2 protein-coding genes are annotated in these 4347 nt (G+C 45.6%); both read left to right on the top strand.

The window, feature by feature from the left end; all coding sequences use genetic code 11:
• A partial coding sequence (locus VIM72_RS23800) for a discoidin domain-containing protein (protein WP_332005319.1) occupies positions 1 to 2584 on the top strand: 2584 nt, incomplete at its 5' end.
• Between the two features lie 303 nt (positions 2585 to 2887).
• Positions 2888 to 4347, top strand: a 1460-nt coding sequence (locus VIM72_RS23795) for a hypothetical protein (protein WP_332005318.1), incomplete at its 3' end; no start/stop codon positions are given.

The following is a 4347-nucleotide window of genomic DNA, read 5'->3' as shown; positions in this document are numbered from 1 at the left end:
GTTTACGCCTACACGCAATAGTGCAGAAAAGCAATGGCTGAATTTCGAAGGAGTGAACCGCAAAGCGGAAGTATACCTGAATGGCCGGCGTATAGGCGCATTGGATGGATTTATGGACCGGGGCAAATTTGATGTAACGGACCTGTTGAGATATGACCAGCCTAATGTGCTCGTGTTACTGGTGCACTGGCCAGGTACGCCTATTGTAAATTATTCCAGCCCTACGTACATTTCCAGCGCCAGCTGGGATTGGATGCCTTATGTGCCCGGTCTTAATATGGGTATTACAGACGATGTATACCTTACCGGCTCCGGCCAGGTAACCATTGCTGATCCGTGGATACGTACAGCTTTGCCGGATTCATTGCATGCAAAGCTAAGCATCAGCATGAACCTCGATAATCATTCTGCAGCCGCGCAGGAAGGAGAAGTATCCGGTATCATTCAACCGGGTAATATCCGTTTCTCCAAAAAAGTAAAACTACCTGCTGGGCAATCGGAGCAGGTATCGTTTCAACCCGAGATCGCAAACCCGCAGTTGTGGTGGCCAAATGGATATGGCAATCAGCCGCTATATACCTGCCGGTTGCAGTTTGTATCCGGTGAAAAAACTTCCGACAGTAAAAAGATCACCTTTGGCGTAAAGCAATACAGCTATGATACTCTTGGCGGTGTGCTGCACATCAGCATAAACGGGAAACGCATATTTATAAAAGGCGGTAACTGGGGCATGTCTGAATATATGCTGCGTTGCCGTGGTGAAGAGTACAACACGAAGGTGCGTCTGCATAAGGAAATGAACTTTAACATGATCCGCAACTGGATAGGCAGCACCACCGATGAAGAGTTTTATGATGCGTGCGATAAATATGGCATGCTGGTGTGGGACGACTTCTGGCTGAACTCACATCCCAATTTACCAAAAGATGTTTTTGCCTTCAACAAGAACGCCGTGAAAAAGATCAAACGCCTCCGCAACCATCCCAGCATAGCCGTATGGTGTGGCGATAATGAAGGTTATCCTTTACCACCGCTGAATGGATGGCTGAAGGAAAACGTAGCTACCTATGATGGCAACGACCGTCTTTACCAGGCGAACTCTCATTCCGATGGATTAACCGGCAGCGGTCCCTGGGCTAACTTTATGCCAGCCTGGTATTTCACAAAGTATCCCAATGGCTTTGGCGGAACACCCGGCTGGGGTATGCGCACAGAAATAGGCACTGCCGTTTTCACATCTTTCGAAAGCTTTAAAAAATTTATGCCGGACAGCAGCTGGTGGCCGCGTAATAACATGTGGGATCTTCATTTCTTTGGTCCCTCTGCCGCTAACGCAGGCCCTGACCGATACGACGATGCCATCAACAAAAGTTATGGTAAAGCTACCGGTATAGAAGATTATTGCCGTAAGGCGCAACTGGTAAATATAGAAACCAACAAAGCGTTGTATGAAGGCTGGCTGCATCATATGTGGAACGATGCTTCCGGCGTAATGACATGGATGAGCCAAAGCGCCTATCCAAGCCTGGTATGGCAAACCTATGATTATTACTATGACCTTACCGGCGCTTACTGGGGCGTAAAAAAAGCCTGTGAACCATTGCATATACAATGGAGCGCGGCAGATAATTCCGTAAAGGTGATCAACACCACGCAGGATCACTACAGGGGCTTACAGGCAGAGGCGATTGTATACAATATGGATGGAACGCCCGCGCCAACATTCGGAAGGAAAGCAACCATTGATGCCGCTTCCAATACCGCTGTGCCATGCTTCGATCTGAACTTTAATATCGATAACCTGGCATTTAAGAAACCGGCTGTGGCATCTTCTTCCTCACCTGAAAGCGCAGGTGCAGGCGCTGTAGCCGATGGCAGCACCGGCTCAAGATGGAGCAGTAATTACACCGACAATGAGTGGGTATATGTTGACCTTGGCACTACACAGGACATCAGTAGCGTGATGCTGCATTGGGAAGACGCGTATGCCAGCGCTTACAGTTTGCAGGTATCCGGTGATGCAAAGCAGTGGCAGGATGTATACACCACTGACAAAGGCAAAGGGGGCGTTGAAACGATTGCTGTAAAACCGGTGAAAGCACGGTATGTACGTATGCTTGGCCGCAAGCGGGCTACTTCCTGGGGCTATTCATTGTTTGATATGGAAGTGTATGGCAAACGCAGCAAGTCGTTAACCGATGTGCAGTTCATCCGGTTGTTGCTGAAAGATGCCCGGGGAAAGCTACAGTCAGAGAACTTTTACTGGAGGAGCAGCCGTATGACAGATTATACAGCGCTGAACAAGCTGCCGCCCGTTCAATTGCAAACCTCTTCCATATTGGAACAGTACGGCGACAGTGCCCGTATTATTGCTACTATCATTAACCCCGCTTCTTTCCCGGCCTTTGCGGTACATGTGCAGTTGCTGAGGGCAGATAATAATGAACGTGTGCTGCCTGCTGTAATGAATGATAATTATTTTACGTTGTTGAAAGGAGAGAAGAAGCGGGTGGAAATTATGTTTGAAAAGAGATTATTGAAAGATGGAAAGTATAGGTTGGTAGTGATGCCTTATAATCATTAAGTATCTTTTCTGTCATAAGTTGTATTGTTGAATGCCAAAGCCTTTACCTGATATGGTAAAGGCTTTTTTGGCTGCCACAGGATAGATGTATTTCGAAGTGGTACAAATTAGTAATGACTATTATCCCGGTGGACAAAAATAAAAGGCAGCAACATGATTTGATATTGTTGTCTTTATAGATATCCCCAAAAGAGTCCCTTTAATGTTCCCATATATTTGGCAGGTAACCTTTTTTTGTTTATTTTTTCCACATAAAGGGTTTGTTATACTCAATTCCCCGGTTCTTCAATAGTAATGATATATATGATAAGAAATTTTAACCTCTTTAGTATAGGCGTGGCAGTTATATCCCTGTTTCCGGCATGTAGAAGTAAACAACCATCTCCGGCAGTACTGGAGTTTGTAAAACAATTGGATGGCAAAAGCCTGGATGAAGCCAGGGATATGCTGAAAGAAGAGAATGAAAAAGTGACTTCTTTTATTCATTTCATGAAGAATTTTGAAGACGAGAAGCCGCAGCATTTTAAGCCCGGGGAGGAAAAAGAGGGGATACCTTTTAGCGTACCTGATACGGCACAATTGGAAACTGCGTATAAACTCAGCGTAAGCGACATCGGTTTTAATCAGACATATTATCCTACCTACAGCCTGCTGGAACCGGATGGCGCTTCCCTGAGGAAAAGCTCACTGGATAACCCGGTTTTTATTACCAGGGAAATATATTTTCATGATGGAACAAAGAAAGCGGAAGAACTTGAACTGGATGGATTCAAACGGTTGAACACCTTTAAAACGGTAGACAGCGCGCTGGTTGAAGCCAACTATAGCTACCCTTTGAAAACGGCTGCTTTTGAGCTGGACCGGCAACATGACAAAACCAGCTTTAAAGGTTCCTCTCTGAAAGTAGTGCACATCAAAGACAACTGCGTGCGTGTTGCCATGGAAAAGGAGGCTTACCAGAGCTACCTTGATATGGAAGCCTTCAACAAAGAAGGTAAACTCCTCGACCGGACAAGCTATCACAAAGGACCTGATGGTGATGGAAATGTGGATAAGCTGCTCAAAGATTATAGCGAGGTGGTGGAAGAGATCTTAAAAAAACTGGAGCAGGGTGCTTATAAAGATATGGTTGCCCTGAAGAAAGACATCCTGGATAAAATGCCCGGTGTTACTCCTTTTGACGAAATAGAGAAAGGTTATGTGGAAGTATATTTTAAAGGAAATGTGGATAAGATTAAAGTGTACCTCGAAGATGGTTCAAAAAAGGTAACAGTTCCCTTGATGCTACATAACCTTGAACCTAATTATACAGGTATGGTGCTGGTAGAGGATGAGGCCAGCAATAAATTCGGGTTTATAGCTACAGCCACCGGCAAAATGGCGATTCCATTTAACTATGTGAAGATGAGACAGATCACGCCCTGGTATTTTGTAAGCGGCGATGCTGCCGCACGCCAATTCTATCGCCTGGATACGGCTGCCAGGCAGCTGGTACCCGTCAAAGAGTTTATTTCCGCTTTATCAGCAAGCCTGGTGAAAGTTGCTCATAATGATGAAAGTAATAAATACGGCGTAATGACTGTTACCGGCGAAATGCTGTTGCCAATGGAGTTTGACCAGGTTTCCATTGACCCCGCCACTAACCTGATATTTGCCAATAAATCAGTAGAGGACGGCCCGGTAGCAGGGATCACCACTATTTATGACAACACCGGTAAAGTAGTGACAGGGCCTTACAAGATTATTGACAACTTTACCAACGG

It is taken from the genome of Chitinophaga sp. (assembly GCF_036569185.1).
Lineage (GTDB): Bacteria > Bacteroidota > Bacteroidia > Chitinophagales > Chitinophagaceae > Chitinophaga.
The sequence above is the reverse complement of the archived record's forward strand: the minus strand, read 5'-3'. Positions and strand labels throughout refer to the sequence as shown.